Genomic DNA, 2,036 nt, shown 5'->3' with positions numbered 1-2,036 from the left:
CTTCTGAAATCATTTTAGCCGCACTTGGATATATCCATTTTACATTGGAGGCCAATGGATTGGTTAAATCTACAAATACAACCTCTTTGTTCACAGGGGCTTGTGTAGGCGAAGCAAAGAATGGCTTCACATTGGCATTCGGAATTATCGAAACGCTATCAAGTGCCACACAACCTAGAGAATTGGTAACAGCTAATTTGTAATTCCCAATACTGTCTCCAACGATTATAGCACCGAGTAATTTTTTACCCAATGGAGTGATCCATTCATATTTAGTTCCATCGGCCACAGTACCATTTACTTCAAAAGGTTTAGAAGGACAAACTTCTTTTTGCTTTGTAATATTCAATGAAATGGCAACTGGAGAAATTAGTTTTAGTATATCTGATTTTACCTCACAACCTAAAGCATCAGTTACAATTGCTTGTGCATTTTCATTATTTACAGCAAGATTTGTAATTTCAGAGGCCGTACCAGTGTAGTTGACACTATTCCAAGTGTATTTGTAAGCTCCTCTACCCGAAGTGGCCAAAACTGAAAGCTTAGCATCAGCTTTGCCAAAACATGATGGTTGAGTGTAGCTCAACTTCGCTGACATCTTTGAAGTTGAATCTTCAATGGTTGTTGCCAAAGTAGTCTCACAATTGTTTGCGTCTACAATTTTTAGGGTGTAAGTGCCGGCTTTAAGATTTTGTCTATCTAATTCCACAAAATTAGGAAGGTCACTCCATGAGGCCTTGTAAGGTTTAGTTCCACCAAATGCCGCTGTTTTAACACTCGCCTTTCCAGAAGTTTCGCAATAGTTAAGAGTTTTTGAAACTAAGTTTGCTGACAATTTTTCTGGTTGAGAGATTCTCATACTGTCTTTTTGAGAACAACCTCGACTGTCGGCTATAGTAAATTCATAAAGTCCCGCGGCTAAATTGGTCGCAGTTTCTCCTTTTGCTGAGGATGGATTTTGCCAAGTAATACTGTATGGTGATCCGAAACCTCCTGTGGTTTTAAGTTGGATGCTACCATCGCTCAAGCCAAAACAACTTACGTTTTTGGTAATTTTCTCTACGGCAATTTTACTACCAACCTCAAGGTTTGTAAATCTGCTGGAAGTAGTTCTGGTAGCACATGCTCCAACCCCAAACACATCGACTATGTATTGACCACTAGACAATTCATTTACTGATGGTATATTTAAATTTTGTGTAGTTATGTTTAGATTCGCTCCGTTTTTAAACCATCTAAACGAGCCGAAATCTGTACCTGCAATTTGGAAAGTTACTGATTCACCAATACATCTTTTTGCATCTATTGGTTGGGTGATGATTACAGGCAATGCTGTCACATTTAGGAATGAGGCCGTTGAAGTTATTGTTCCACAGGGTCCGTAAATTTCCACTGTGTAAGTTCCTTTATCTGAAGGTTTTAGGATATTGAATTCTATTTTGAAATTTGTACTGTTAGGTATTTTTTCTCCATTTTTAAACCATTGATAGCCAGTTACGACACCGTCATGTGTGGCTTCGATAATTGCACTTGAGCCCTCGCATTTGTCGGCGTTTGGAGAAATTTTCACATTGGTTATTGGAGCATTGATACTCAAAATGGCTTCGGCACTTATTGTAGTTGCGAAAGAACAAGCTCCAGAACCGTTTGCGATGGCTTTGTAAACACCGGTATCAAAACCTGCTCTAATGTTGCTTACTATTAGCGTAGCCGAATTGCTTCCCGATATGTTTCCACCGTCTACAAGATTTATTCCATCTTTTTGCCAGAAAATACTTGAAGCACTGCTTGCGGCCGCTTTGAAAATAGCGGTTTCACCCACGCATTTTGGTGTATTTACGGGGTTCAAAGAAAACACAGGTTTCAGAGCCACGGCCACGTTGATTCCAGAATGAGAGACTGTACCACATGGTCCAAAAATATCAACACTATATTCTGCAATGTCTGCAGTAGTTAGGTTGCTGAGTGTCAGACTTGAATTGGTTTGTCCAGTGATGTTGTTACTGGCTTTTTTCCACTGATAGCCAGTGATGGTT

1 protein-coding gene is annotated in these 2,036 nt (G+C 39.5%); it reads right to left on the bottom strand.

What is annotated here, in order from left to right; all coding sequences use genetic code 11:
• On the bottom strand, positions 1-2,036 hold a 2,036-nt coding region (locus EGI26_RS07135), incomplete at both ends, for a hypothetical protein (protein WP_255077340.1).

Origin of the sequence: Lacihabitans sp. CCS-44 (genome assembly GCF_024343735.1) — a bacterium.
Taxonomy (GTDB): Bacteria; Bacteroidota; Bacteroidia; order Cytophagales; family Spirosomataceae; genus Leadbetterella.
This window is presented reverse-complemented; position numbering and strand designations above follow the sequence as displayed.